15 protein-coding genes are annotated in these 22629 nt (G+C 70.7%); 11 read left to right on the top strand and 4 right to left on the bottom strand.

All coding sequences use genetic code 11. The features are described 5' to 3' along the window. Positions 1-117: 117 nt before the first annotated feature. Both ABT360_RS00155 and ABT360_RS00160 read left to right on the top strand, forming a co-directional pair. Positions 118-1551: an amino acid permease gene (locus ABT360_RS00155; protein ID WP_351808316.1), complete on the top strand. Its 1434-nt coding sequence runs from the start codon at positions 118-120 to the stop codon at positions 1549-1551. A 65-nt stretch (positions 1552-1616) separates the two neighbouring features. After that, the gene (locus ABT360_RS00160) at positions 1617-2951 is read left to right on the top strand and encodes an FAD-binding oxidoreductase (RefSeq protein WP_351808318.1); all 1335 of its coding nucleotides are present in this window, start codon (positions 1617-1619) and stop codon (positions 2949-2951) included. Here the strand turns inward: ABT360_RS00160 and ABT360_RS00165 are convergent. After that, positions 2932-3516 carry a biotin transporter BioY gene (locus ABT360_RS00165; RefSeq protein ID WP_351808320.1) on the bottom strand — a complete coding sequence of 195 codons (585 nt, stop codon included), beginning with the start codon at positions 3514-3516 and terminating at the stop codon, positions 2932-2934. The two genes, ABT360_RS00160 and ABT360_RS00165, sit on opposite strands and share 20 nt — an antisense overlap. Before the next feature lie 250 nt (positions 3517-3766). Here ABT360_RS00165 and ABT360_RS00170 point away from each other — a divergent pair, with 250 nt between their 5' ends. The 4 genes from ABT360_RS00170 (at position 3767) to ABT360_RS00185 (ending at position 8650) form a co-directional block, all read left to right on the top strand. Next, positions 3767-5152 carry an amino acid permease gene (locus tag ABT360_RS00170; protein ID WP_351808322.1) on the top strand — a complete coding sequence of 462 codons (1386 nt, stop codon included), beginning with the start codon at positions 3767-3769 and terminating at the stop codon, positions 5150-5152. Between the two features lie 162 nt (positions 5153-5314). Beyond that, the gene (locus ABT360_RS00175; protein WP_351808324.1) at positions 5315-6724 is read left to right on the top strand and encodes an amino acid permease; all 1410 of its coding nucleotides are present in this window, start codon (positions 5315-5317) and stop codon (positions 6722-6724) included. A gap of 147 nt (positions 6725-6871) precedes the next feature. Beyond that, on the top strand, positions 6872-7927 hold the full coding sequence (locus ABT360_RS00180) for a glycerophosphodiester phosphodiesterase family protein (RefSeq protein ID WP_351808326.1): 1056 nt from the start codon (positions 6872-6874) through the stop codon (positions 7925-7927). 78 nt (positions 7928-8005) lie between these two features. After that, entirely contained in the window at positions 8006-8650 is a 645-nt protein-coding gene (locus ABT360_RS00185; protein ID WP_351808328.1) for a superoxide dismutase, read from the top strand. A gap of 121 nt (positions 8651-8771) precedes the next feature. Here ABT360_RS00185 and ABT360_RS00190 read toward each other — a convergent pair whose 3' ends face one another. Next, complete coding sequence (locus tag ABT360_RS00190) at positions 8772-9413, bottom strand: mycothiol-dependent nitroreductase Rv2466c family protein (RefSeq protein ID WP_351808330.1); 642 nt, start codon at positions 9411-9413, stop codon at positions 8772-8774. A 164-nt stretch (positions 9414-9577) separates the two neighbouring features. Here ABT360_RS00190 and pepN (ABT360_RS00195) point away from each other — a divergent pair, with 164 nt between their 5' ends. Continuing rightward, on the top strand, positions 9578-12127 hold the full coding sequence (gene pepN / locus ABT360_RS00195) for an aminopeptidase N (RefSeq protein WP_351808332.1): 2550 nt from the start codon (positions 9578-9580) through the stop codon (positions 12125-12127). Between the two features lie 252 nt (positions 12128-12379). Beyond that, entirely contained in the window at positions 12380-13366 is a 987-nt protein-coding gene (locus tag ABT360_RS00200) for a hypothetical protein (RefSeq protein ID WP_351808334.1), read from the top strand. A gap of 49 nt (positions 13367-13415) precedes the next feature. Here the strand turns inward: ABT360_RS00200 and ABT360_RS00205 are convergent, their stop codons facing one another. Together ABT360_RS00205 and ABT360_RS00210 are read right to left on the bottom strand one after the other, a co-directional pair. Next, positions 13416-14576: a serine hydrolase domain-containing protein gene (locus tag ABT360_RS00205; RefSeq protein ID WP_351808336.1), complete on the bottom strand. Its 1161-nt coding sequence runs from the start codon at positions 14574-14576 to the stop codon at positions 13416-13418. Between the two features lie 91 nt (positions 14577-14667). After that, a complete protein-coding gene (locus ABT360_RS00210; RefSeq protein ID WP_351808338.1) occupies positions 14668-15123 on the bottom strand; it encodes an NUDIX hydrolase in 456 nt (151 codons plus the stop codon). A 240-nt stretch (positions 15124-15363) separates the two neighbouring features. Here ABT360_RS00210 and ABT360_RS00215 point away from each other — a divergent pair, with 240 nt between their 5' ends. The 3 genes from ABT360_RS00215 to pepN (ABT360_RS00225) all read left to right on the top strand — a co-directional run bounded on the left by ABT360_RS00215 (position 15364) and on the right by pepN (ABT360_RS00225) (position 22599). Continuing rightward, on the top strand, positions 15364-18681 hold the full coding sequence (locus tag ABT360_RS00215) for a S8 family serine peptidase (protein ID WP_351808340.1): 3318 nt from the start codon (positions 15364-15366) through the stop codon (positions 18679-18681). 177 nt (positions 18682-18858) lie between these two features. After that, positions 18859-19878: an aspartate-semialdehyde dehydrogenase gene (locus ABT360_RS00220; RefSeq protein WP_351808342.1), complete on the top strand. Its 1020-nt coding sequence runs from the start codon at positions 18859-18861 to the stop codon at positions 19876-19878. 156 nt (positions 19879-20034) lie between these two features. Then, the gene (gene pepN, locus ABT360_RS00225) at positions 20035-22599 is read left to right on the top strand and encodes an aminopeptidase N (RefSeq protein ID WP_351808344.1); all 2565 of its coding nucleotides are present in this window, start codon (positions 20035-20037) and stop codon (positions 22597-22599) included. Positions 22600-22629 lie beyond the last annotated feature (30 nt).

Raw genomic sequence — 22629 nt, forward strand, 5'->3', positions numbered from 1 at the left:
GCTGTCAGCGGGGCCCGCGTATCACGATCCGGAATCGGCTCTTTCGGCCTCTCCCCGTCTCGGGTTTCAATGCACGGGCTCGTGACCCGAGTGCACCCCAGACATAAGGATTCGTCCATGACGACGCAGCAGACCCTGCAGAAGGAAGGCGGAGCGACCGGCGAACCCGGTACTCCGCAGTCCTCAGACGGTCTCAAGGCGGGGCTCAAGAACCGCCACCTTTCCATGATCGCGATCGGCGGAGTGATCGGCGCCGGCCTGTTCGTCGGGTCGTCCGGCGGCATCGCCAAGGCCGGTCCCGCCATCCTCGTCTCGTACGCCCTCGTCGGCGCACTGGTCGTCTTCGTGATGCGGATGCTGGGCGAGATGGCGGCCGCGAGCCCGAACTCGGGCTCGTTCTCCGCGTACGCCGACCGCGCGCTCGGCCGCTGGGCGGGCTTCTCGATCGGCTGGCTGTACTGGTTCTTCTGGGTGGTGGTGCTGGCGGTCGAGGCGACCGCGGGCGCGGTGATCCTGGAGGGCTGGATACCGGCCGTGCCGCAGTGGGCCTGGGCGCTCATCGTGATGGTGGTGCTGACCGCCACCAACCTCGCCTCGGTCTCGTCGTACGGCGAGTTCGAGTTCTGGTTCGCGGGCATCAAGGTCGTCGCCATCGGCGCCTTCGTCGTGATCGGTCTGCTGGCCGTGTTCGGCTTCCTGCCGGGCTCCGACAACCCGGGGGCGGGCTTCGCGCACCTCACGGACACCGGCGGCTTCATGCCGAACGGCGCCGGCGCCATCCTCACCGGCGTACTGATGGTCGTCTTCTCCTTCATGGGCAGCGAGATCGTCACGCTCGCCGCCGGTGAGTCCGAGGACCCGCGCCGCGCGGTCACCAAGGCCACCAACAGCGTGATCTGGCGCATCGCCGTCTTCTACCTGGGCTCGATCTTCGTCGTCCTGACCCTGCTGCCGTGGAACGACAAGTCGATCGTCGAGAAGGGCTCGTACGTCGCCGCCCTGGACTCCATCGGCATCCCGCACGCCGGCCAGATCATGAACGTGATCGTGCTGACGGCCGTGCTGTCCTGCCTGAACTCGGGCCTGTACACCGCCTCCCGCATGGCGTTCTCGCTGGGCGAGCGCGGTGACGCGCCGAAGGCCTTCGCCAAGGCCAACGCCAAGGGTGTGCCGACGGCCGCCATCCTGGCCTCGGTCGCCTTCGGCTTCGCCGCCGTCTACTTCAACTACGCGTTCAAGGACACGGTCTTCGACTTCCTGCTGAGCTCGTCCGGCGCGGTCGCCCTGTTCGTCTGGCTGGTCATCTGCTTCACGCAGCTGCGGATGCGCGGGATCCTGCTGCGCGAGGCGCCCGAGAAGGTGACGGTGAAGATGTGGCTCTTCCCGTACCTGACGTGGGCGACCGCCGCGATGATCACCTTCGTGCTCGCCTACATGGTCTACGACAAGGACAACCGCGAGGTGGTCCTGTCCTCGGTCTTCGTCGCGGTCGTCGTCGTGACCATCGGCGTCGTCCTCGACCGGGCTCGCAAGAAGCAGATCAATACCTGACGGATCCTGTCAGGTATCGGCGAAAGGCTCTCCGTACACCACCGAGTGGACGGAGAGCCTTTCCCATGATCACGTATCGCCCCGGCGACGCCGGGTACGACGCCGAGCTCGCCGGCTTCCAGACCGGCTTCGCCCTGCGGCCCGACCTGGTGGTCGCCGCGACCGACGCCGACGACGTGCGCCGGGCCGTCGCGTACGCCGCCGGGCGCGGCCTGCCGGTGGGCGTCCACGCCACCGGGCACGGGCTGCCCGGGGCCGCCGAGGGCGGCGTCCTTGTCTCCACGCGCCGTATGGACGGCGTGACGATCGACCCGGAGGCGCGCACCGCCCGGATCGAGGCGGGCGTCCGCTGGGGCCAGGTCGTCGAAGCGGCCGCGCCGTACGGGCTGGCGCCGCTGAACGGCTCCGCGCCGGGTGTGGGCGCCGTCTCGTACACGCTGGGCGGCGGACTGGGCATCCTGGCGAGGGAGTTCGGGTACGCCGCCGACCACGTACGCGCGGTGGAGGTCGTGACCGCCGACGGCGAGCGGCGTCGCGTCACCGCGCAGTCCGGTGCCGAGTTGTACGGGGCGCTGCTGGGCGGCGGGCACACCCTGGGCGTCGTCACCGCGATGGAGGTCGGCCTGGTGCCGGTGGCGCGGCTGTACGGGGGGTCCCTCGTGTTCGCGGACGGCCTGGTCGACGACGCGGTCCGTACGTATCTGGAGTGGACGCGGACCGTGCCGGTGACGCTGACCTCGGCCCTGAGTGTGATGGTCGTCCCCGACGTGCCGTTCGTGCCCGCCCCTCTGCGGGGCCGGTACACCGCGTCGGTCCGTGTGGCGTACACCGGCGGCGCGGCGGAGGGCGAGCGGCTGGTGGCGCCGCTGCGGGCGGTCGGGGCGGCGGTGGAGGACTCGCTGCGGGAGATGCCGTACACCGAGTCGGCGACGATCCACAGCGACCCGGAGCAGCCGCACGCGTACTACGGGGAGAGCGTGATGGTGCGTGAGCTGCCGGTCGCGGACGCCCGGCGGCTGCTGACGCTGACGGGGCCCCGCTCCCCGGTGTGGACCGTGACGCAGATCCGGCACCTGGGCGGGGCGCTGGCCGAGGACCGGCCGAACGCGGTGCCGCACCGCGACGCGCGCTTCCTGGTGCAGGTGCTGTCGGGCCTGGACGGTACGGACGTGGGAGCCGTCAGGCAGCGGTACGAGGAGGTCTTCGCGGCCCTGGCACACGTGACGACGGGCCGCTCGCTCAACTTCAGCTTCGCCGCGGGCGACCGGGGCGAGGGGCTGTACGACGCGGAAACGGCGAAGAGGCTCGCCCGGGTCAAGGAGCAGTACGACCCGGCGAACCTCTTCTCGCGGAACTACGGAGGCTACGGGAGCTACGGAGTCAGCCCTTCCGGCCGATGACCTTCCACGCCGTGGGCAGCACGCCCATCGCCAGCGCCGCCTTGAGCGCGTCGCCGATCAGGAAGGGCGTCAGGCCCGCGGCCACCGCCTGCGGCAGGGTCATGCCGGTCGCCAGGGCCAGGTAGGGCACGCCGACCGCGTAGATGATCAGCGAGCCGAGCACCATGGCGCCCGCCATGCGCGGGACGGAGCGGTCGGCGCCGCGCCGCGCGAGGGCGCCGACGACGGTGGCGGCGAGCAGCATGCCGAGGATGTAGCCGAAGGAGGGCATCGCGTACCCGGAGGTGGCCTGGGCGAACCACGGCACGCCGGCCATGCCCGCCACCGCGTACAGCGCGAGGGAGAGGAAGCCGAGGCGGGCGCCGAGTGCGGTGCCGACGAGCAGGGCGGCGAAGGTCTGTCCGGAGACGGGGACCGGCGAGCCGGGGACCGGCACGGCGATCTGGGCGGCGATGCCGGTGAGCACGGCACCGCCGGCGACGAGCGCGATGTCGCGGGCGCGGGTCGCCGGAAGCAGATCGGCGAGGACCGCTCCGTGGCGGATGGGGGCGGCGGCAGTGCTCATCGGGGCTCCGGCAGGGTGAAAGGCGTTCAGGACAGGCTGACCGTAGCCCACGGGTGAACGACCGATCACCGTCAGCCGACCACAAAGCGGTTGACCTGGCGTTGGTGGGGTTCACACAAAGAACTGGGACATGCCACGATCGGCGTGACGCTCGTCACTAGGGACGCCGAGTGGACGGTCCCTTTTGCACCAGGAGGGCGTGAGCGGAGAGACTGTGGGGTCCTTCCAAACACCTGAGAGTACGAGCGCCATGCACGACGCCCCGCCCACGCCGCTCGCCCCGGCGCCCGAGCCCCTGTCGCACGGGCTGAAGCAGCGGCACCTGACGATGCTCGGCCTCGGCGGGGTGATCGGCGCCGGGCTGTTCGTCGGCTCGGGCGCCGGCATCGCGGTCGCCGGGCCGGGAATCGTGCTGTCGTATCTGATCGCGGGTGCGCTCGCGATGCTGATCATGCGGATGCTCGGGGAGATGTCGGCGGCGATGCCGGCGTCGGGTGCCTTCTCGGTGCACGCGGAGCGGGCGCTGGGCCGGTGGGCCGGGTTCTCGGTCGGGTGGCTGTACTGGTTCCTGCTGGTGGTCGTGCTCGCGGTGGAGGCGACGGGCGCGGCCCGGATCGCGAACGGCTGGGTGCCGGGCGTTCCGCAGTGGACCTGGGTGCTGATCTTCATGGTGGTGTTCACGGTCGCCAACCTGGCGGCGGTGAAGAACTTCGGTGAGTTCGAGTTCTGGTTCGCCGCGCTGAAGGTCGGCGCGATCGTGCTGTTCCTGCTGCTGGGTGTGGCGGCGATCGCCGGATGGCTGCCGGACACCTCCCCGGTGGGGCTCGCGAACCTGACCGGGCAGGGCGGTTTCCTCCCCAACGGCTGGGACGGGGTCGTGTCCGGGGTGCTGGCGGTGGTGTTCGCGTTCGGCGGGCTGGAGGTGGTGACGATCGCCGCCGCCGAGTCGGAGGACCCGGCCCGCAATGTGGCGCGCGCGGTGCGCAGCGCCGTGTGGCGCATCCTCTTCTTCTACGTCGGTTCGATGCTGGTCATCGTGACGCTGCTGCCCTGGACGTCGATGGAGCCGGGGCAGAGCCCGTACGTGGCGGTGCTGGACGCGGTCGGGGTGCCGGCCGCCGGTCAGATCATGAACGTCGTGGTGTTCGTGGCGCTGCTGTCGGCGCTCAACGCCAACCTGTACGGCTCGTCCCGGATGGTCTTCTCGCTCGCGGAGCGGGGCGAGGCGCCGAAGGGGCTGCTCGCGGTGTCGGGCGGAGGGGTGCCGCGCCGGGCGGTGCTGGCGTCGGTGGCGTTCGGCTTCGTCTCCGTACTCCTCAACCTGAAGTGGCCGGACTCGGTCTTCCTCTACATGCTGAACGCGGTCGGGGCGGTGCTTCTGTTCGTCTGGAGCCTGATCGCGGTGTCGCAGCTGCGGCTGCGGCCTCGTATCGAGCGTGAGGCGCCCGAGAAGCTGACCCTGAAGATGTGGGGCTTCCCGTGGCTGACGTGGGCGGCGCTCGCGTCGATGGCGGCAGTCCTGGTGCTGATGCTGCTGGACGACGGGGCGCGGCCGCAGGTGCTGTGGTCGGCGGCGGCGACCGGGGCGGTGCTGGTGGTGGCGTGGGTAAGGGAGTTGCGCACCCGACCGGTGTGATGGTTGTGTGGGTGATCGTTCACATTGTGTGAGCACAGTGTCCGTATAGCGGGCAGTTGTTCCCTGTGAGCGGTGCGCCCGCCCAGACTGTGCCCCGGCCCGGACTCGTGGGCCGCACACGTACCTCCGTCACCCGTCTCAGCTACGGAACAGGGCACGCCCATGTCTCGGACCACCGCGCCCGCCGAGTCGGCTCCGGTCGACTCGCCGCCTGGCGACGCGCCGCTCACGCACGGCCTCAAGCAACGACACCTGTCGATGATCGCCCTCGGCGGTGTCATCGGCGCCGGACTGTTCGTCGGCTCCGGCCAGGCCATCGCGGCCGCCGGTCCGTCGATCGTCCTGGCGTACGCGCTCTCCGGCGCCCTCGTCATGCTCGTGATGCGCATGCTGGGCGAGATGTCGGCGGCCAACCCGGCCTCCGGCTCGTTCTCGGTGCACGCCGAGCGGGCCATCGGCCCGTGGGCGGGCTTCACGGCGGGCTGGTCCTTCTGGTTCCTGATGTGTGTGGCGGTCGGCCTGGAGGGCATGGGCGCCGCGCAGATCATGGTGGCCTGGTTCCCCGGCACCGCGGAGTGGGTGTGGGTGGCCCTGTTCATGACGCTCTTCTGCGCCACGAACCTGGCGGCCGTGAAGAACTTCGGTGAGTTCGAGTTCTGGTTCGCCGCGCTCAAGGTCGGCGCGATCGTCCTCTTCCTGGGCATCGGCGTCCTGGCCATCGCGGGCGTCCTGCCCGGCACGGACTCCCCCGGCGCCACCCACCTCACCGGCCACGGCGGCTTCATGCCCAACGGCACGGAGGGCCTGATCGTCGGTCTTCTCGCCTCGGTCTTCGCGTACGGCGGCCTGGAGACGGTCACCATCGCCGCCGCCGAGTCCGAGCACCCGGTCCAGGGCGTCGCCAAGGCCGTGCGTACGGCGATGTGGCGGATCGCGATCTTCTACGTCGGCTCGATGGCCGTCGTCGTGACGCTGCTGCCCTGGACCCACGAGTCGGTCGCCAAGAAGGGCCCTTACGTCGCCACCCTGGACTTCCTGGGCATCCCGGCCGCCGGTCAGATCATGAACGTGGTCGTGCTCATCGCCCTGCTCTCCGCGATGAACGCCAACATCTACGGCGCCTCCCGCATGGCCTGCTCGCTGGTGGCCCGCGGCCAGGGCCCGAAGCTGCTCGGCCGGATCTCCGGCGGGGTGCCGCGCATCGCGGTGCTGACCTCGTCGGCGTTCGGCTTCGTGTGCGTCCTGCTCAGCTACTGGCGGCCGGACGACCTCTTCGCCTGGCTGCTCAACATGATCGGCGCGATCATCCTGGTGGTGTGGTTCTTCATCGCCGTGTCCCAGCTGACGCTGCGCCGCCGGCTGGAGCGCGAGGCGCCCGAGAAGCTGGTCGTGAAGATGTGGCTGTACCCGTACCTGACCTGGGTGGCGCTCGCCGGCATGGCGGCGGTCTTCGTCCTGATGGCGCGTGAGCCGGACACCCGCATCCAGCTGTACTACACCGGCGGCCTGACGCTGTGCCTGGCCGCCGTCGGGTTCGCCCGGCAGAAGCTGGTGGCGGCCAAGTCCGCCTGACCGTTCACCGTGAGGAGCCCCCGGCGCGTCGCGCGCCGGGGGCTCCTCCGTTTGCGCGGTCCCGTGCGGTACGGGAGGTGAAAACCGCCCGCACAGGGCGTGAAGTGACCTGGGCGGGCCCCCGGCGCGGGCCTACCGTCCGGGCCCATGAGACGTCGCTCGGTACTCCTCGCGGCGGGCGCCACCGCCGCCGCCACCTCCCTGTCCACCGCTCCGGCCCACGCCACGGCCGCCGCCCCCGGACCACTCGTGATCGGCCACCGGGGCGCGGCCGGATGGCGCCCCGAACACACGGCCGCCTCGTACACGTTCGCCGTCGAGACCGGCGCCGACTGGATCGAGCCGGACCTCGTGCCCACCCGCGACCACCACCTCGTGGTGCGCCACGAGAACGAGATCTCGGGCACCACGGACGTCGCCCGGCGCCCCGAGTTCGCCGGGCGCCGCACCACCAGGACCGTCGACGGGCGGACCGTCACCGGCTGGTTCACCGAGGACTTCACGCTCGCCGAGCTGAAGACCCTGCGGGCGGTCGAGCGCCTGCCGCTCGTACGGAACAGGAACACCGTCTTCGACGGGCGCCAGCAGGTGCTGACCTTCCAGGAGGTCGTCGACCTGGCGCGCCGGCTGTCCCGCCGCCACGGCCGGACCGTCACGGTCTTCCCGGAGACCAAGCACCCGACGTACTTCCGCTCCCTCGGTCTTCCCCTGGAGCCGCTCCTCGCCGACGCGGTGCGCGAGCGCCGGCTGGGGCCGCACGAGTGCGTGATCCAGTCCTTCGAGCCGTCCAGCCTGCTGCGGCTCGCCGAGGAGCGGCTGCGCGTCCCGCTCTGGCAGGCCCTCGGCACCGTCGGCGGCCCGTACGGCCATCCCATGACGTACCGGGACATGATGACCCCGTCGGGACTGCGCACGATCGCCGCGTACGCACAGTGGATCGGCCCCGACAAGTCGTCCCTGGTGCCGCCCTCGACCCTGCTCCAGGACGCGCACGCGGCGGGGCTGAAGGTCGGCGCGTACACCTTCCGCGCCGAGAACCGGTACCTGCCGGCCGAGCTGCGGCGCGGCACCGACCCGGACGCCTTCGGGGACGCCTTCGCCGAGTACGCCCAGCACTTCGCGCTCGGGGTGGACGCCGTGGTGACCGACTTCCCGGACCTGGCGGTGATCGCCAGGGACTCGCGGCCTAGGACGAAGGGCTGATCAACTTCCGAGCTTGCTGCTGTTAGCCTGCACTTGCATATAGTTCGCAATAAGCAGCAGCAGTCGGAGGGCTCGGACATGGCGATCTACACACTTCCTGAACTTCCGTACGACTACGCGGAGCTCGAGCCGGTCATCAACCCGCAGATCATCGAGCTGCACCACGACAAGCACCACGCCGCCTACGTCAAAGGCGCGAACGACACCCTGGAACAGCTGGAAGAGGCCCGTGACAAGGAGCAGTGGGGCTCCATCAACGGCCTGGAGAAGAACCTCGCGTTCCACCTCTCCGGCCACATCCTGCACTCCATCTACTGGCACAACATGACCGGCAAGAAGAACGGCGGCGGTGGCGAGCCGCTGGCGGCGGACGGCGTGGGTGAGCTCGCCGACGCGATCGCCGCGTCGTTCGGCTCCTTCGCCAAGTTCCGGACGCAGCTGTCCAAGGCCGCCGCGACCACCCAGGGCTCGGGTTGGGGCGTCCTGGCGTACGAGCCGGTCAGCGGCCGCCTCATCGTCGAGCAGGTCTACGACCACCAGGGCAACGTCGGTCAGGGCTCGGTGCCGATCCTGGTCTTCGACGCCTGGGAGCACGCCTTCTACCTCCAGTACAAGAACCAGAAGGTGGACTTCATCGAGGCGATGTGGCAGGTCGTCAACTGGCAGGACGTGGCGAAGCGTTACGCCCGGGCCAAGGAGCGGACGCCGCTGATCGCGCCCTGACGACGGTGCCGTGAAACGTCCTGCTCGTGATCGTCTTCTCAACCTTCACCGGGCAGGCGGATGAAGGAAGGCCCCCTGCGAGGACGGGACTCGCGGGGGGCCTTCTGCGCGCGGGGGGTCGCTACAGGTTGCTGAAGTCCGGACCCTGGGTGCGGGTCCGCTTGATCTCGTAGAAGCCGGGGATCGACGCCACCATCAGCGTGCCGTCCCACAGCTTGGCCGCCTCCTCGCCCTGGGGGGCGGGGGTGACGACCGGGCCGAAGAAGGCGATCTGCTCGCCGTCCGGGCCGGGTACCGCGATGACCGGGGTGCCGACCTCCTGGCCGACCTTGCTGATGCCCTCGTGGTGCGAGGCGCGCAGCTCGGTGTCGTAGGTGTCCTTGTCGGCGTACTCGGCGAGGGACACGGGCAGGCCGACGTCCTCCAGCGCCTCGCGGACCGCGGTACGGGTCGGACCCTCCCCCTTGTTGTGGAAACGGGTGCCGAGCGCGGTGTAGAGCTTGCCGACCACCTCGTCGCCGTGCAGCTGCTGGGCGGCGACGACGACCCGGACCGGGCCCCACGCCTGGGTCTCCAGCATCTCGCGGTACTCCGGCGGGACCTGGTCGAGCTTGTCCTCGTTGAGGACGGCGAGGCTCATGACGTGCCAGCGCACGTCGACCGGGCGGACCTTCTCGACCTCCAGCATCCAGCGGGAGGTCATCCACGCCCAGGGACACAGAGGGTCGAACCAGAAGTCGGCGGTGGTCCTGCTCTCGGACATGTCACTCCTCATGGTCTGCACTCGTGATCTGCACTGGTGGTAGCGCCGTGCTCATCCCCGGTCACAACGCGAGGGGCGCCGGGGGCATTCCCGCGTGCTGCCGCGCGTCAGTGGCGCATGGGAGGATCACTCCTGTACCAACGAGCCACAAAGGAGTGCCGCCCGTGCCCGGTGAGAATCTGTCCCGCGACGAGGCCCGTGAGCGGGCGGAGCTGCTGTCCGTCGACGGGTACGAGGTCGCGCTCGACCTGCGGTCGGCCGTCGGGGAGAGCGAGTCGGAGCGGCGTACGTTCCGTTCGGTGACGACCATCCGGTTCCGCCGTGTCGCGCCGGGTACGGCCACGTTCGTGGACCTGATCGCCCCGTCGGTGAACGCGGTGACGCTCAACGGGCGGGAACTGGACCCGGCGGCCGTCTTCGACGGGTCCCGGATCGCGCTGGACGGCCTGGCGGACGAGAACGTGCTGGTGGTGGACGCGCAGTGCGCGTACAGCAGGACCGGCGAGGGGCTCCACCGGTTCGTCGACCCGGAGGACGGCGAGGTCTACCTCTACACGCAGTACGAGCCGGCCGACGCGCGGCGCGTGTTCGCCAACTTCGAGCAGCCCGACCTGAAGGCGCCCTACCGCTTCGAGGTGACGGCCCCCGAGGGCTGGACGGTGTGGAGCAACGGCGCGGAGGAGTCGCGCGAGGGAGGGGTGTGGCGGTTCGCCGAGACCGCGCCCATCTCGACGTACATCACCTGTGTCGTGGCCGGTCCGTACCACCATGTGACGGACACCTACCGGCGCGGGGAGCTGGAGATCCCGCTGGGCGCGATGTGCCGCAGGAGCCTGGCGAAGCATTTCGACGCGGACGACGTCTTCCTGGTCACCAAGCAGGGCTTCGACTTCTTCCACGACAACTTCGCCTACCCGTACCCCTTCGGGAAGTACGACCAGGCTTTCGTGCCCGAGTACAACCTCGGCGCCATGGAGAACCCGGGCATGGTGACCTTCCGCGAGGAGTACATCTACCGGGGCAAGGTGACGCAGGCGGCGTACGAGCGCCGGGCGAACGTCGTCCTGCACGAGATGGCGCACATGTGGTTCGGTGACCTGGTCACCATGAAGTGGTGGGACGACCTGTGGCTGAAGGAGTCCTTCGCGGACTTCATGGGTTCCTTCTCGCTGGCCGAGGCCACCCGCTTCACCAACAGCTGGGTGACCTTCGCCAACAACCGCAAGGCGTGGGCATACCGGGCGGACCAGCTGCCGTCGACGCATCCGATCACGGCCGACATCCGTGACCTGGAGGACGCCAAGCTGAACTTCGACGGGATCACGTACGCCAAGGGCGCGGCGGTGCTCAAGCAGCTGGTGGCGTACGCGGGCCGGGACGCGTTCATGGAGGGCGCCCGCCGGTACTTCCAGCGGCACGCGTACGGGAACACGCGGCTGGACGACCTGCTGTCGGTGCTGGAGGAGACGTCCGGCCGCGACATGAAGGCCTGGTCCCGGTCCTGGCTGGAGACGTCGGGCGTCAACGTCCTGGCGCCGGTCGTCTCCTACGACGCGGACGGCAGGATCTCGGAGCTCGCCGTGCTCCAGGAGGGCGGTGAGCTGCGGCCGCACCGGGTGGCGGTGGGCCTGTACCGGCGCTCGCCGGAGGGCGAGCTGGTGCGGTACGCCCGTGCGGAGGCGGACGTCACCGGTGAGCGGACCGTGGTGGCGGAGCTGGCGGGGGCGGAACGGGCAGAGCTCATTCTTGTCAACGACGAGGACCTCACCTACTGCAAGGTCCGCTTCGACGAGACCTCGCTCGCCACGCTGCGGGCCCACCTGGGCGACCTGAAGGATCCGCTCGCGCGGGCGCTGTGCTGGTCCGCGCTGTGGAACCTGACGCGGGACGCGCTGATGCCGGCACGGGACTTCGTGTCCCTGGTACTGGCCTTCGCGGGGCGGGAGTCCGAGATCGGTGTGCTGCAGATGCTGCACGCGTGGGCGCGCTCCGCGCTGGTCCACTACGCGGCGCCACAGTGGCGCGAGGAGGGCGGCCGGCTGCTGGCCGAGGGCGCCCTCGCCCGGCTGCGGGCGGCGGAGCCCGGCAGTGAGCAGCAGCTGACCTGGGCGCGGTTCTTCGCGGCGACGGCCACGGGGGACGCCGACTTCCAGCTCCTGGAGGCGCTGCTGGCGGGCACGGCGAAGATCAACGGCTTGGAGGTGGACCAGGAGCTGCGCTGGTCGTTCCTGGAGGCGCTGGTCGCGCACGGCCGCGCGGACGAGGCCGCGATCGGGGCGGAGCTGGCGCGCGACGACACGGCGTCCGGCAAGCGCCACCAGGTGCGCTGCCTGGCGGCCCGCCCCTCGGAGGCGGTCAAGGCGCAGGCGTGGGCGCAGGTCGTGGAGTCGGACGTCCTGTCGAACGCGCTGGTGGAGGCCACGATCGCGGGCTTCGGTCAGCCGTCGCAGCGGGCGCTGATCGCTCCGTACGCGCCGAAGTACTTCGCCGCGATCGAGCGGGTGTGGACCGAGCGGTCCATCCAGATCGGCATGGACGTGGTGCGGGGCCTGTTCCCGTCGCTCCAGGACGACCCGTCGACCCTGGAGGCCACCGACGCGTGGCTCGCCGCGCACGAGTCGGCCGCCCCGGCGCTGCGCCGCCTGGTCCTGGAGGCCAGAGACGACCTGGCCCGCGCCCTCCGCGCCCAGGCCTGCGACGCGTCGGCGGGCTGAGGCCGGCGCCCCGGCGCGGGGCGGGGCGGGCCGACCGGCTCCCCGCAGGCGCCGGGGCCGGGGCGTGGGCCCGGGCACCTGTTCCCTGGACGGACACCGGTCCGAGTGGTGGGTCGACGCCCAGGTCGGAAGCGTGATCGGGGCCCCTGATCGGCAGTCGAACGCCCGTACTTTAGGACGGCGTTGTCCCGGATTGTCGACGGACGTGTAACAGCGGTTAGCGGGTGGGCAGTTGGCGGGAAACCCCCGGGCATGACGAACACCCCGCTCTCCCCCCGCCCCCTGTCCCACCTGGCCGCCGACCGGCGGCGCGTGCTGTCCGCCGCGCAGTTGCGGGCACAGGGCGTGTCCGCCGCCGAGGTCGGCGCGCAGTGCCGGGCCGGTGGGCCCTGGCAGCAGTTCCTGCCGGGGGTGTACCTGCTGCACCCCGGTCCGCCCACCAGCGAGGAGCGGCTGCACGCCGCCCTGCTGTACGCCGACCGGCATCCGCAGCCGACCGGGGCGATGGTCACCGGCCTCGCCGCGCTCGCGCTGTACCGGTTCGCGGCGGCCCCGCCGCTGCTGTCGCTGGACCGTATCGACGTGCTGGTCCCGCGCACCCGGCGGCTGCGGTCCACCGGGTGCGTACGGGTGGTGCGTGCGCAGGAGCTGCCGAAGCCGGTGGAGGTCACCGGTGTACCCGTCGCCCCGGTGGCCCGCGCGCTGGCGGACGCCGTGGCGCACATCGGTGACGCCCACACCGTACGCCGGCTGCTGACCGAGGCCGTGCGTGGCGGTCACTGCGAACCGGGGGCGGTGGTACGCGAGTTGAACCGGTCGCGGCTGCTGGCGAGGCCGCACGTCGTGGACGCCGTCGACTCGCTGCTCGCCGAGGGGCGGGCGCTGGCCGAGGACCGGCTGTACGAGATGGTGCGGACGCACGCCCTGCCGGAGCCCCTGTGGAACGTCGATCTCCGGCTGCCGGGCGGCCCGCACCTGGGTGGTGTGGACGCGTACTGGCCGGACCACGCCGTCGCGGTCGAGCTCGACACCCGTTCGCCGCGCCAGGACGACGGCACACTGTGGACGGAGTACACCCGCAAGCGCGAGCACATGGAGCGGCTCGGTATCACCGTCGTCCACATCACGCCCCGGAAGCTGAGGGACGCATCGGAGCAGCAGGCGGTCGTGGTGCGTACGGCGCTGATGGCGGCCGGGGACCGCGCCCCGGCCGCCTATGTGGTCGTCCTGCCCCGGTAGGCCGGCCGCTCAGCGGGTCAGTCGCTCGGCGGGCCGGCCGCTCGGCGGGTCAGCGGCAGAACTCCGCCTCGACGATCGCCTGTGTGTCCCCCGCCCAGTCGCCGTTGACGTTGGACGCCAGCGTGTGGCTCCCGTCCCGGGTGGACACCATGCCCGTTCCGGAGCCGTGGATACCGCCGTTGTGCCCCCAGACCTCCTTGCCGCAGCTCAGTTTCTGCACCATCAGGCCCAGGCCGTAGCGGGTGCCGGGCTCGTCCTGTCCTATCGGGACCGTCGTGGTCATCTCCCTCATCTCCCGGGGCGGCAGCAGCCCGCCCGTCATGAGCGCCCGGACGAAGCGCTGGAGGTCCGCCGAGTTGGAGATCATCTCGCCGGCCGAACCGGCGACGGAGGGGTTCATCTCGGTGACGTCGTGGATCTCGGCGTCCGGCCCGGCGAAGAGCCGTGAGTACGCCCGGCCGCTCGGCTGCGGCATCCTGGCGTCCGTGCCCGGGACGCTGGTGGCGCGCAGCTTCAGGGGCTTCAGGATGCGGCGTTCGACCTCCTTCCCGTACGGCCGGCCGGTGACCTTCTCGATCACCATTCCGGCGAGGAGGTAGTTGGTGTTGGAGTAGTTCCAGTCGGCACCCGGGGCGAAGTCGGGCCGGTGCGTCATCGCGATGGCCACCATCTGGCGCGGGGTCCAGGTGTCGTAGCGGTGCTGGAGGAAGTCGGGGCCGAAGACCTTCTTCTGGAAGCCGGGGTCCGAGGTGATGTCGTAGATCCCGCTGGTGTGGTTCAGCACCTGGCGCAGGGTGATCCTCCGGCCGTCGTGGCCATTGCCGCGCACGACGCCCGGCAGCCACCGCTCCACCGTGTCGTCGAGGTCGAGGCGGCCCTCGGCCTGGAGTTGGAGCAGGACGGTCGCGACGAACGGCTTGGTGACGGAACCGACGCGGTAGCGGTCCTGCGGCAGCCGCGGGCGTCCGGTGGTGCGGTCGGCGACGCCGGCGGTGCCGTTCCAGGTGCCGTGCCGGTCCTGCGCCTGGGCGAGCGCGCCGGGCACGCCGGCCCGGACGAGGGCGTCGAGGGCCGCCTGGGTCTGCCGGTGGTCACCGCCCGTGCGCCCGGTGCGTTCCGTCCGTTCGGCGGCCGTGGCGGGTGCGGTGAAGGCGGTGGCGGCGAGTGCTGCTGCCACCACCACGGCGGGCAGCGACCTGCGTACTGACATGTCGGGGTTCCCCTCTGCGCGTCTGTGGTCACGGAGCAGGACTCCGGCGGGGCGCGGCACAGTTGCCTCGACCGGTCGCGTTGAGCGTGTTTCAGCCGTTGTGCGTGAGGCGTCCGGCATCGGGCCGTTCGCGCCAGAGCCGCAGTCCGACGTCGACCACTCCGACGCGTACGAGGGAGGGGACGTCCTCCAGCGGGTGCCAGGCGGCCAGGTCGGTGGAGCCGCCCACCTCGGGGCGCAGGTCACCGCCGGTGATCCGGCCCTCGTAGAGGATGCGCAGCCGGTGGAAGTCGGTGACACCGCCGAGGCGGCCGGTGTAGCGGCTCCGTTTCGAGTCGACACCGAGGAGAGCGGTCATCTCGGCGCGGTAGCCGGTCTCTTCCTCGACTTCCCGTACGACGGTGTCGAGGGGGTCTTCTCCGTGGTCCATGCCGCCGCCTGGCAGGGTCCATTCCTTGGTGCCGTCGTCGGCGGTCCCCCGGGCCAGCAGTATCCGCTCGTCCCGTACGCACACGGCGTAGGCCGCCACTCTCAACCTCTCCCTCATGCGCCGAGATTAGTGGGGCACGGCCGGGTTCGCCGGTGAGAAAAAGGCTGAACGCCCAGGTATATATGGGGACTTTTCGCCAGGTTCGTTCCCGATGGCGTACAGCCCGCGGTGGCGGATGTACGCCATGACCGTATCCCGGCCTCCGACAACCCTCCACAAAACCCCGTCACTTACGACAGGGTGAGCGGTCATCCGGCACCGAATTCCGGACTGTCTCTTTCACCGACAGGGATGCTGATGACCACCCTCGAACCCCAGGGCCCCATATCAGGGAGCCCGACCCCCGGGCGCAGACGGACGGCTCGCGTGGCCGCCGCCGCAGGCCTGGTGGCCGCGCTCGTCGCGGCCGGCACCGCCCCGGTCTTCGCCGCCGACCCGGCGGACCCCGCGCCGCCCAAGCCGGCCCCCTCGTCCGCCACCGCGGACAAGCTCGGCTCGGCCGACACCGAGCGGCTCGCCGAGGCACAGGCCACGGGCAAGAAGACCCTCACCGTCATGGTGGCCACCGCCCCCGGCCAGACCGAGCAGGTCGCCGCACAGCTCGACGGCGTCCAGGGCGCGACCGTCGGCACGACGTACGACAAGCTCGGCTACGTCCGCGCCACCCTGCCCACCGCGAAGGCCGAGTCCGCGCTCGCCTCGGCCGCGAAGCTGGCCTCCGTCAAGGGCATCGACCTCCAGTACGAGATCAAGCTGGACGACCCGTCGCCCGACGCGGGCCAGTCCGCCGCGCGGGGCGCCGACGCCGCCACCGGGACGACGGCCACCTACCCCGGCCCGGACGCCAGGACCCCGGCGAAGAACCCGTACAACCCGTCCTTCGAGACGGGCGCGGTCGACTTCGTGAAGAAGTACCGCAAGGCCGACGGCCGTGGGGTGACCATCGGCATCCTGGACTCCGGTGTCGACCTGGACCACCCGGCGCTGCAGAAGACCACCACCGGTGAGCGCAAGATCACCGACTGGGTCACCGCCACGCACCCGGTCTCGGACGGCGACGGCACCTGGCGGCGGATGAACGTGGCCGTGGAGGGGCCCACGTTCACCGCCGACGGGCGCACCTTCACCGCCCCGGCCGGCAAGCACGCCTACAGCCGCTTCGCGGAGGCCGTCACGCGCGGCGGCGACATGGCCGGCGACCTCAACCGGGACGGTGACACCACCGACGCGTGGGGCGTGCTGTACGACGCGGCCGCCGGAACCGTCCGGGTCGACCTGAACGACAACGCCGACTTCACCGACGACGTGGCGATGAAGCCGTACAAGGACGGCTTCCAGATCGGCCACTTCGGTACGGACAACCCGGCCACCGAGGTCGTCGAGCGCATCCCGTTCGTGGTCGAGGTCCGCAAGGACGTCGTCCACAACGCGAACGGCGACAAGGCCGACTACGTCAACATCGGCATCGTCAACTCCGACCACGGCTCGCACGTGGCCGGCATCACCGCCGCCAAGGGGCTGTTCGGCGGGAAGATGAACGGTGCCGCGCCCGGCGCCAAGCTCGTGTCCTCGCGCGCCTGCACCTGGTCCGGCGGCTGCACCAACACCGCCCTGACCGAGGGCATGGCCGACCTCGTGATCAACCGCGGTGTGGACATCGTCAACATGTCCATCGGCGGTCTGCCGGCGCTCAACTCCGGTGACAACGCCCGCGCCGAGCTGTACGGCCGGCTCATCGACACCTACGGCGTCCAGCTGGTGATCTCGGCCGGCAACTCCGGGCCCGGCATCAACACCATCGGTGACCCCGGCCTGGCCGACAAGGTCGTCTCGGTCGGCGCGGCCATCTCCAGGGAGACCTGGGCGGCCAATTACGCCTCGCTCGTCGAGAAGAAGTACGCCATGTTCCCCTTCTCCTCGCGCGGCCCGCGTGAGGACGGCGGCTTCACCCCGACGATCTCCGCGCCCGGCTCGGCGGTCAACACCATCCCGCTGTGGATGGCGGGCGCAGGGGTGCCCGAGACCAGCTACAAGCTGCCCGCCGGGTACGGGATGCTCAACGGCACCTCGATGTCCTCGCCGCAGGCGGCGGGCGCGAGCGCGCTGCTGATCTCGGCCGCCAAGCAGAAGAAGATCGAGCTGTCGCCGCTGACCCTGCGCACCGCGCTGACCAGCACCGCCAACCGCATCCCCGGTGTCGCCGCGCACGAGCAGGGCTCCGGCCTCATCGACGTCGTGGACGCCTGGGAGTCGATCGAGGACGGCGCGACCGCGCACGACTACAAGGTCGCCGCTCCGGTCGACACCGCGCTGGACCAGCACCTGACGAAGCCGGGAACCGGTATCTACGACCGTGAGGGCGGCCTGAAGGTCGGCCAGAAGAAGGTGTACGACGTCACCATCACGCGCACGACCGGCCCGGACCGGCCGATCGAGCACGAGCTGGACCTGAAGTACAACGACGGCACCTTCCGCATCCTCGGCGACGACGAGGTGGACCTGCCGCTGAACAAGCCGGTCACCGTCAAGGTGCAGGCCAAGCCGGGCTCCGCGGGCGTGCACAGCGCGATCGTGGAGGCGGACGACGAGGACACCGAGGGCGTCGACAAGCAGATCCTCGCCACCGTGGTCGTCTCGCAGGACCTGGCGAAGGCGCCGTACACCTTCTCGGCGAGCGGCAGCGTCCAGCGCAACAGTCACACGTCCTACTTCGTCACCGTGCCCGAGGGCGCCAAGGCGCTGGAGGTCGCGATCGGCGGGCTGAAGGAGAAGAGCCAGACCCGGTTCATCTCCATCCACCCGTACGGTGTGCCCTCCGAGAGCACCGCGTCCAACGTGTGCTACCCGCACTACAACCCGGCCAACACGTGCCGCCCCGACGCGCGCTCGTACGCCGACCCCACGCCGGGCGTGTGGGAGATCGAGGTCGAGGCGCGCCGTACGTCGCCGGACCTGGACAACCCGTACCAGCTGGATGTGTCCGTGCTGGGCGCCGCCTTCGACCCGGCCGTGCAGACGGTCCCGGAGGCCAAGGCCGGCACGCCGACCGCGGTCGACTGGAAGGTCACCAACACCTTCGCGGCGATCAACGGCAAGCTGAAGGGCGGATCGCTCGGTTCGGCGAAGGTCGCCACGCCGACGATTCTGAACCATGAGTCGCAGACCAGCACGGTGACGGTCGGCGAGGGCGTGGAGCGCCTGGACGTGGTGATCGGCAACCCCTCCGACAAGGGCGCCGACCTGGACCTGACCGTCCTGAAGGACGGCAAGGTCGTCGGCCAGTCGGCGGACGGTGACTCGGAGGAGTCGGTCTCGGTGGCCAAGCCCGCCCCGGGGACGTACACGATCGTCGTGGACGGGTACGCGGTGCCGGCCGGGACGACCACGTACGACTACAAGGACGTGTACTTCTCGTCCGCGCTCGGCACGCTCAAGGTCGACGAGTCGAAGCCGGTCACCCTGGCGAGCGGCGCGTCCGCGCAGGTCGCGGCCGAGGTACTGGTGAACGGCGCGGCCCCCGAGGGCCGGCGGTTCTTCGGCGAGGTGTCGCTGCTGACGGCGCGCGGCACGGCCGCGGGCACGGGCAGCGTCGTGATCGAGAAGGTCACTCCGTAGCTCCGTACGTACGGTGAGTGAGGGCGGGCGTCCGGACCGGGCGCCCGCCCTTTCCGTCGCCTCGCGTGCTGCTTCTCACGTCCCGGACAATGAATTGGACAAGCCGGGCCAGGTGATACGCATCATGGGTGCGGCACCCAGGCCGCCAGGCCCGCAAGCACGTACGGAGGAGTCCCCGTGAAGGTCGGAATCGTCGGAGCCACCGGTCAGGTCGGCACGGTCATGCGCAAGATCCTTGCCGAGCGGAACTTCCCGGTCGACGAGCTGCGGCTGTTCGCCTCCGCCCGGTCGGCGGGCTCCGTCCTGGACGGGGTGACCGTCGAGGACGCCTCCACGGCCGACTACACCGGCCTGGACATCGTGCTCTTCTCCGCCGGTGGCGCCACCTCCCGGGCGCTCGCCGAGAAGGTCGCCTCGCAGGGTGCCGTGGTGATCGACAACTCCTCCGCCTGGCGCCGGGACCCCGAGGTGCCGCTGGTCGTTTCCGAGGTGAACCCCCACGCGATCAAGGACCGCCCCAAGGGGATCATCGCCAACCCGAACTGCACCACCATGGCCGCCATGCCGGTGCTCAAGCCGCTGCACCAGGAGGCGGGCCTGACCGCCCTGGTCGCCACCACCTACCAGGCCGTCTCCGGCTCGGGCCTGGCGGGCGTCGCGGAGCTGGACGGCCAGGTCAAGGCCGTCGCCGACAAGGCCGCCGAGCTCACCCACGACGGTGAGGCCGTGACGTACCCGGAGCCGGGCGTCTACAAGCGCCCGATCGCCTTCAACGTGCTGCCGCTGGCCGGCTCGATCGTCGACGACGGCTCCTTCGAGACGGACGAGGAGCAGAAGCTCCGCCACGAGTCCCGCAAGATCCTGGAGATCCCCGAGCTGAAGGTTTCCGGCACGTGCGTGCGCGTCCCGGTCTTCTCCGGCCACTCCCTCCAGGTCAACGCCCGCTTCGAGCGCCCGATCAGCGTGGAGCGCGCGCACGAGCTGCTGAAGGACGCCGAGGGCGTGGAGCTCTCCGAGATCCCCACCCCGCTCCAGGCGGCCGGCAAGGACGCCTCCTACGTGGGCCGTATCCGGGTGGACGAGACCGTCGAGAACGGCCTCGCGCTGTTCCTGTCCAACGACAACCTCCGCAAGGGCGCGGCGCTGAACGCCGTGCAGATCGCGGAGCTGGTGGCGGAGGAGCTCAAGGGCGCCTGACGCCGGCAGTCACGCGAGGAGGGCGGCCACCCTGAAGGGGGTGGCCGCCCTTCCGACGTCGGAGCACGAGGTGTCGCCGGAGCGGGAACGCCGCTCCGCCGGGGCGCCCTCCGTGGAAGGATGACCGCAAACGTCACACAACGAGGAGATGACCGGGTGCCTGGCACGAACCTGACCCGTGAAGAGGCCCAGCGGCGGGCGGAGCTGCTGACCGTGGACTCGTACGAGATCGACCTCGATCTCAGTGGCGCGCAGGAGGGCGGCACCTACCGGTCCGTGACCACTGTGCGCTTCGATTCCGCCGAGGACGGGGCGGAGACCTTCATCGACCTGGTCGCCCCGGCCGTGCACAAGGCCGTGCTGAACGGTCACGCGCTGGACGTCGCGGCCGTGTTCCGGGACTCGCGGATCACGCTGAAGCACCTGAAGCAGGGCCGCAACGAGCTGACGGTCGTCGCGGACTGCGCGTACACGAACACCGGTGAGGGCCTGCACAAGTTCGTCGACCCGGTCGACGACCAGGCGTACCTCTACACCCAGTTCGAGGTGCCGGACGCGCGGCGCGTGTTCGCCAGCTTCGAGCAGCCGGACCTGAAGGCCACCTTCCAGTTCACCGTGAAGGCGCCGTCCGGCTGGACCGTCATCTCGAACAGCCCGACGCCGGAGCCCAAGGACGACACCTGGGTCTTCGAGCCGACGCCGCGCATGTCGACCTATGTCACGGCGCTGATCGTGGGCCCGTACCACGCGGTGCACAGCACCTATGAGGGCCCGGACGGGCAGGTCGTGCCGCTGGGCATCTACTGCCGTCCGTCGCTCGCCGAGTACCTGGACGCGGACGCGATCTTCGAGGTCACGCGGCAGGGCTTCGACTGGTTCCAGGAGAAGTTCGACTACGCGTACCCCTTCGCCAAGTACGACCAGCTGTTCGTGCCGGAGTTCAACGCGGGCGCGATGGAGAACGCGGGCGCGGTGACCATCCGCGACCAGTACGTGTTCCGGTCGAAGGTGACGGACGCGGCGTACGAGGTGCGTGCCGAGACCATCCTGCACGAGCTGGCGCACATGTGGTTCGGCGACCTGGTCACCATGGAGTGGTGGAACGACCTGTGGCTGAACGAGTCGTTCGCCACGTACACCTCGATCGCCTGCCAGGCCGCCGCGCCCGGCTCGCGCTGGCCGCACTCGTGGACGACGTTCGCCAACTCGATGAAGACCTGGGCGTACCGGCAGGACCAGCTGCCGTCCACGCACCCGATCATGGCCGAGATCAACGACCTGGACGACGTCCTGGTCAACTTCGACGGCATCACCTACGCCAAGGGCGCCTCGGTGCTCAAGCAGCTGGTGGCCTACGTCGGCGAGGACGCCTTCTTCCGGGGCGTGCAGGCGTACTTCAAGCGCCACGCGTTCGGCAACACGCGCCTGTCGGACCTGCTGGGCGCGCTGGAGGAGACCTCCGGGCGTGACCTGAGGACCTGGTCGAAGGCATGGCTGGAAACGGCCGGCATCAACATCCTGCGCCCGGAGATCGAGGTCGACGGGGACGGCGTCGTCACCTCGTTCGCCGTCCGGCAGGAGGCCCCGGCGCTGCCGGCCGGCGCCAAGGGCGAGCCGGTGCTCCGTCCGCACCGGATCGCGATCGGGCTGTACGACCTGGAGGGCGGCAAGCTCGTCCGTACGGACCGGGTGGAGCTGGACGTCACGGCGACCGAGCGGACCGAGGTGTCCCAGCTGGTGGGCAAGCGGCGCCCGGCCGTGGTGCTGCTCAACGACGACGACCTGTCGTACGCGAAGGTCCGCCTGGACGAGGTGTCGCTGGCGAACGTGACCGAGCACCTGGGCGACTTCACCGAGTCGCTGCCGCGCGCGCTGTGCTGGGCGTCGGCCTGGGACATGACCCGGGACGCGGAGCTGGCCACGCACGCGTACCTGGAGCTGGTGCTGTCCGGCATCGCGAAGGAGTCGGACATCGGTGTGGTGCAGTCGCTGCACCGGCAGGTGAAGCTGGCGCTGGACCTGTACGCGGCGCCCGAGCGGCGCGAGGCGGCGCTGGCGCGCTGGACCGAGGCGACGCTGGCGCACCTGCGCACCGCCGAGCCGGGCAGCGACCACCAGCTGGCGTGGGCGCGGGCGTTCGCGGCGACCGCCCGTACGCCGCAGCAGCTGGACCTGCTGACGGGGCTGCTGGAGGGCACGCAGACGATCGAGGGCCTGGTCGTCGACACCGAGCTGCGCTGGGCGTTCGTGGAGCGGCTGGCGGCCACGGGCGTGTACGACGAGGCGGAGATCGCCGCCGAGTACGAGCGGGACAAGACCGCGGCGGGCGAGCGGCACGCGGCGACGGCGCGGGCGGCCCGGCCGACGGAGGAGGCCAAGGCCGAGGCCTGGGCGTCCGTGGTGGAGTCCGACAAGCTGCCGAACGCCGTGCAGGAGGCGGTGATCGGCGGGTTCGTCCAGACCGACCAGCGCGAGCTGCTGGCCCCGTACGCGGAGAAGTACTTCGCGGCGGTCAAGGGTGTGTGGGAGTCCCGCTCGCACGAGATGGCCCAGCAGATCGCGGTCGGCCTGTACCCGGCACTCCAGGTGACGCGGGAGACCCTGGACGCGACGGACGCCTGGCTCGCGAGCGCCGAGCCGAACGCGGCGCTGCGGCGGCTGGTGTCGGAATCGCGGGCGGGCGTCGAGCGCGCGCTGAAGGCGCAGGCGGCGGACGCGTAGGCACCTGTCAGGCACCTTGGGGCGCCCCGG

The organism is Streptomyces sp. NPDC000229 (assembly GCF_040300825.1).
Taxonomy (GTDB): Bacteria; Actinomycetota; Actinomycetes; order Streptomycetales; family Streptomycetaceae; genus Streptomyces.

Coding starts and splice junctions, on each gene's coding strand:
- ABT360_RS00155 (WP_351808316.1), top strand. CDS start 118: ATGACGACGCAGCAGACCCTGCAGAAGGAAGGCGGAGCGACCGGCGAA.
- ABT360_RS00160 (WP_351808318.1), top strand. CDS start 1,617: ATGATCACGTATCGCCCCGGCGACGCCGGGTACGACGCCGAGCTCGCC.
- ABT360_RS00165 (WP_351808320.1), bottom strand. CDS start 3,516: ATGAGCACTGCCGCCGCCCCCATCCGCCACGGAGCGGTCCTCGCCGAT.
- ABT360_RS00170 (WP_351808322.1), top strand. CDS start 3,767: ATGCACGACGCCCCGCCCACGCCGCTCGCCCCGGCGCCCGAGCCCCTG.
- ABT360_RS00175 (WP_351808324.1), top strand. CDS start 5,315: ATGTCTCGGACCACCGCGCCCGCCGAGTCGGCTCCGGTCGACTCGCCG.
- ABT360_RS00180 (WP_351808326.1), top strand. CDS start 6,872: ATGAGACGTCGCTCGGTACTCCTCGCGGCGGGCGCCACCGCCGCCGCC.
- ABT360_RS00185 (WP_351808328.1), top strand. CDS start 8,006: ATGGCGATCTACACACTTCCTGAACTTCCGTACGACTACGCGGAGCTC.
- ABT360_RS00190 (WP_351808330.1), bottom strand. CDS start 9,413: ATGTCCGAGAGCAGGACCACCGCCGACTTCTGGTTCGACCCTCTGTGT.
- ABT360_RS00200 (WP_351808334.1), top strand. CDS start 12,380: ATGACGAACACCCCGCTCTCCCCCCGCCCCCTGTCCCACCTGGCCGCC.
- ABT360_RS00205 (WP_351808336.1), bottom strand. CDS start 14,576: ATGTCAGTACGCAGGTCGCTGCCCGCCGTGGTGGTGGCAGCAGCACTC.
- ABT360_RS00210 (WP_351808338.1), bottom strand. CDS start 15,123: ATGAGGGAGAGGTTGAGAGTGGCGGCCTACGCCGTGTGCGTACGGGAC.
- ABT360_RS00215 (WP_351808340.1), top strand. CDS start 15,364: ATGACCACCCTCGAACCCCAGGGCCCCATATCAGGGAGCCCGACCCCC.